Source organism: Mesorhizobium intechi (assembly GCF_002879535.1).
Classification (GTDB): domain Bacteria; phylum Pseudomonadota; class Alphaproteobacteria; order Rhizobiales; family Rhizobiaceae; genus Mesorhizobium; species Mesorhizobium intechi.
Genome location: NZ_PNOT02000213.1, coordinates 1 through 3479 on the forward strand (window position 1 = coordinate 1; position 3479 = coordinate 3479).

The 3479-nt window shown below is 61.3% G+C and carries 5 protein-coding genes; 2 read left to right on the top strand and 3 right to left on the bottom strand.

Features of this window, described 5'->3' with window-relative positions; translation table 11 throughout:
- Positions 1-28: 28 nt before the first annotated feature.
- Both C1D09_RS17900 and C1D09_RS17905 read right to left on the bottom strand, forming a co-directional pair.
- Positions 29-646: a PilZ domain-containing protein gene (locus C1D09_RS17900; RefSeq protein WP_143975568.1), complete on the bottom strand. Its 618-nt coding sequence runs from the start codon at positions 644-646 to the stop codon at positions 29-31.
- 119 nt (positions 647-765) lie between these two features.
- Positions 766-1398 (bottom strand): PAS domain-containing protein, encoded by a 633-nt coding sequence (locus tag C1D09_RS17905; RefSeq protein WP_143975569.1) that lies wholly within the window; start codon positions 1396-1398, stop codon positions 766-768.
- Positions 1399-1786: 388 nt separating this feature from the next.
- Here C1D09_RS17905 and C1D09_RS17910 point away from each other — a divergent pair, with 388 nt between their 5' ends.
- Both C1D09_RS17910 and C1D09_RS17915 read left to right on the top strand, forming a co-directional pair.
- Positions 1787-2545 (top strand): rhomboid family intramembrane serine protease, encoded by a 759-nt coding sequence (locus C1D09_RS17910; protein ID WP_143975570.1) that lies wholly within the window; start codon positions 1787-1789, stop codon positions 2543-2545.
- Between the two features lie 88 nt (positions 2546-2633).
- Positions 2634-3065, top strand: a complete 432-nt coding sequence (locus C1D09_RS17915; protein ID WP_143975571.1) for a CBS domain-containing protein — start codon at positions 2634-2636, stop codon at positions 3063-3065.
- A gap of 47 nt (positions 3066-3112) precedes the next feature.
- On the opposite strand, the gene C1D09_RS17920 is transcribed toward C1D09_RS17915, so the two are convergent.
- The gene (locus C1D09_RS17920; protein ID WP_013895772.1) at positions 3113-3370 is read right to left on the bottom strand and encodes a YjhX family toxin; all 258 of its coding nucleotides are present in this window, start codon (positions 3368-3370) and stop codon (positions 3113-3115) included.
- Between the last annotated feature and the right edge of the window lie 109 nt (positions 3371-3479).

The window sequence follows — 3479 nt, forward strand, 5'->3', positions numbered from 1 at the left end:
GTTTGCTTGCAGCGTCCGGTGGATCCGGTCAGGCGCGTGGCGTGTTGAATTCGGAATCGAGCGTCTCAGGGCGCTGGATGACGGCGAATTCGATGGCGACGCCATCCTCGAAATGACGGACGATCTGCCCGCGCATGGTGCCGAGCATGACCTGGACGCCGATCGCCGGCTTGACGTCGATCTCGATCGCGGCGCCGGACAGCGACAGGTCGATGATGCGGCACTGGTATTGGCGGCCGTCGGTGAGCTGCAGCACGCTGGTCGGGTTGCGCGGCGCGACGCGCTCGTGGCGGCGGTCTTCCGGCAGGTCGAGTTCGTGCTTGTTGGCAAGCCAGGTCAGTTGCGCCGCCAGCCTGTCCTTCTTGCGGTCGGACGCAATCACCGTCATGGCGAAGCCGTCCTGCAGCGTGCGCGTGACGACGCCTTCGATGCGGCCGATATGGTCGATATAGGCGATCACCTTCTCGCCGGGCATGCCGATACGATCGGTGCGGAACGCGACATTGCCAGGCGACATATCGACAACCTGGCAAGGGTGCTCGGTGCGGTCTTCCAGCATGAATCGCCCGTATATCTTGACCCGGACGCGCTGAAAGTTACGCCTTTCAGCTTGGGACGGCGCGTAGTCGACCGCCGCTGACCTCATGACTGCCTACACCCCGTTTGGCATTCCCGCGCGTCAATGCGAGGAACTTCATCACACAAGTACAACAAAGCGGGTTAACAAAGGGGAAAAACGGGCCTGTGAGACCGTGCGATCATCAACTATTCGTCGCGGCCGCCTTCGAAGACGACGAGATGGCGGATGCGGCGCGCCCGGCCAAGCGCCGACATCGTATCGGGCGCATCGAGTTCGGCTGGAACAAGCGAGGGAACGTCGATCGCCGGACGGTTGTTGAGCATCTCTTTCTCCGGATCGATGACACGAATCGAATCGATCATTGCGTCCGTGATCGGGTCGGCGCCCAGCCAGAACGGCTTCTCCGCGGCACTGATCACGCCAAGGCAGCGCGGGTTCTCGACGCCGCCGTCGAGCGGCAAGACAAGCAATTCGAACTTGTTGGAGCGGCCATTGCGGCTGAAGCCCTCGTAATTGATCAGCACCACCGATTTCTGGTCGAAAACCCCGTGGATCAGCCGTGAGACCAGGCGCTGATCCTTCTCGCGCCACAGCGACGGAAAGGAGAACCCCTTGAGTTCGCGGCCATAGCAGGCGCAAAGCCTGGTGCCGGCCAGCCGGAAGACAGGTTGGCCGCGCGTGTCTCTTTCCAGGATGAACGTGTCGGCCAAAAGCGACTTGATATCGGCCGGCTCGACTTCCGATCGCTTCGGGGCGGGGCGTCCGTCACGCAGGCGGTTCCAATAATGGAACAGCGTGATCGATCCGTTTTGGTTCATGGTATGCTGCTCCGCGCATTCTGTCGTCTGATGTCCCATCGGTGAACAGAAGGGCGCCCTCCGATGACCTACATGCGTTGCGGAGCAGGAAGCGTGCCAGCGTCGTTAACACTTGTTCACGGGTCGGGGGCGTTAAGGTTAACAACTGGTTTACGTTGCCCTCGAGCAGCCCCTGTGGCACACCAAAACCACTCCAGAAGCGGTCGTTTCGCGACGATCGGCAGCACTTCAGTCAAGAGTTTAGGGGAGCAGGGGGCTCGACCGGCCGTTCAAGGGAAACCTTGGACGGCTTCTTTTTTGATTCGCACTGGGGCGATTCGCCGTTTGCGGTTGCAATGACCGTGATCTAGATGCTCGCCAGATCGAACAGCACCGAGTGCGATTGCAGATGAGCGAACAGCAAAATCCAACAGAGGCCGACACGGCCGAAAGCCCGCCGCCGCCCGCGCGCGAACCGGTGTTCAACCTGCCGCCGATCGTGCTGGCGGTGATCGGCATTTGCGCGGCCGTCTTCCTGTTGCAGCAATATGTGCTGAACGACGCGCAGCAGATGACGCTGCTTTACGATGGGGCCTTCATTCCCGTCCTTTATACCGGGCAATATGGCTTCGACTGGTTCCTGTTCACGCGCCCCTTCACCTATGCCTTCATGCATGGGGGTTTTGCCCATATCGCCATCAACATGGTCTGGCTCGCCGCGTTTGGTTCGCCGCTGGCCAATCGGCTCGGCGGGCTTTGGTTTGCTCTGTTCTTCGCCGTTACCGGGCTGGCTGCCGTGGCACTCTTCTGGGCCATTCACCCCTATGGTGAAGCACCGCTGGTCGGCGCCTCCGGCGCCATATCGGGCATGATGGGCGCCGCGGCGCGTTTCGGTTTCCGCACCGACCGCTCTTCCGGCAAGGCGGCTTTCGCCAGCCCTGTGCTGCCGATCTCGCTTGTCTTGCGTTCGCGCGGCGTCGTGATCTTCCTTGCTGTGTGGATGATCATCAATCTCGCCACAGGCCTGCTCGGTTTTGCGCCTGGAGCAGATGGCCAGATCGCCTGGGAGGCTCATATCGGCGGCTTCGTCGCGGGCTTTTTCGGCCTGCGCTGGTTCGATTGGCGATGGCAGCCGCCGGAATGGGGGAGCACCGACCACCGCACTTGAAATGCAACCGATCACGGCGCACGATGTTCACTCTTACGTGAAAGCCGGTCTGGGCAGGGAACCGGCAGGCGAAGCAGAGGAGGACGCCATGACGGTTAAGGCAATTCTGGAAAAAAAGGGCCACGACGTGTTGACGCTCGGGCCGAACGAAAAGCTCAGCGAAGCCATCCGCATCCTGGCCGAACACAAGATCGGCGCGCTGGTCATCACCAATGGCGATCACAAGATTGTCGGCATCCTGTCGGAGCGGGACATCGTGCGGGTTGTCGCCAAGGAAGGTGGCGCCGCACTCGATATCGCCGTGCGTTCGGCAATGACGCCGAAGGTGAAGATCTGCAACGAGAACCACACCGTCAACGAGGTGATGGAGATCATGACCAGGGGCCGTTTCCGCCATCTGCCGGTGGAAAAGGACGGCCTGCTCGATGGCATCGTCTCCATCGGCGACGTGGTCAAGCGCCGCATCGAGGATGTCGAGCGCGAGGCGGATGAGATCAGGGCCTACATCGCCACCGCCTGAGCGGTGAAAGGAGCCGCCGGCCGGAAATCCGACCGGCGAACCGAGGTCTATCGGTTGTCGAGTTCGGAGCGGACGAGTTCGAGGCCGCGCCTTGTGATGCGGTAGGGACCGCCGCCCGACGACGAAACCGCCTTCTTGCGTTTCAGCTTTCGAAAAAGGTCGAGATCGACGCCTGGATAGTGCCAGCCATCGCGGGTCAGGCATTTGACGGAGGCGATGCGCTTCTTCTGGTTCTTTTCGATTTCAATGCGTCCGCCCTGCGCAAGCAGGTGCAGGATGCGCTGTTCAGTGCGCGAAATATCCATGAGGAGAAATTCCCGGGAAAAACAAAAAGCCGCCGCCGCGAAGCTTCGCGGCACGGGGTTTCAGGTCTTCTTGCCCTGCCTCGCTACAAGGTCAGGGCCTTACCGGGAC

Excerpts from the sequence above, each read along its gene's own strand:
- C1D09_RS17900 (WP_143975568.1), bottom strand. The coding sequence starts at position 646 with ATGAGGTCAGCGGCGGTCGACTACGCGCCGTCCCAAGCTGAAAGGCGT.
- C1D09_RS17910 (WP_143975570.1), top strand. The coding sequence starts at position 1,787 with ATGAGCGAACAGCAAAATCCAACAGAGGCCGACACGGCCGAAAGCCCG.
- C1D09_RS17920 (WP_013895772.1), bottom strand. The coding sequence starts at position 3,370 with ATGGATATTTCGCGCACTGAACAGCGCATCCTGCACCTGCTTGCGCAG.
- C1D09_RS17915 (WP_143975571.1), top strand. The coding sequence starts at position 2,634 with ATGACGGTTAAGGCAATTCTGGAAAAAAAGGGCCACGACGTGTTGACG.
- C1D09_RS17905 (WP_143975569.1), bottom strand. The coding sequence starts at position 1,398 with ATGAACCAAAACGGATCGATCACGCTGTTCCATTATTGGAACCGCCTG.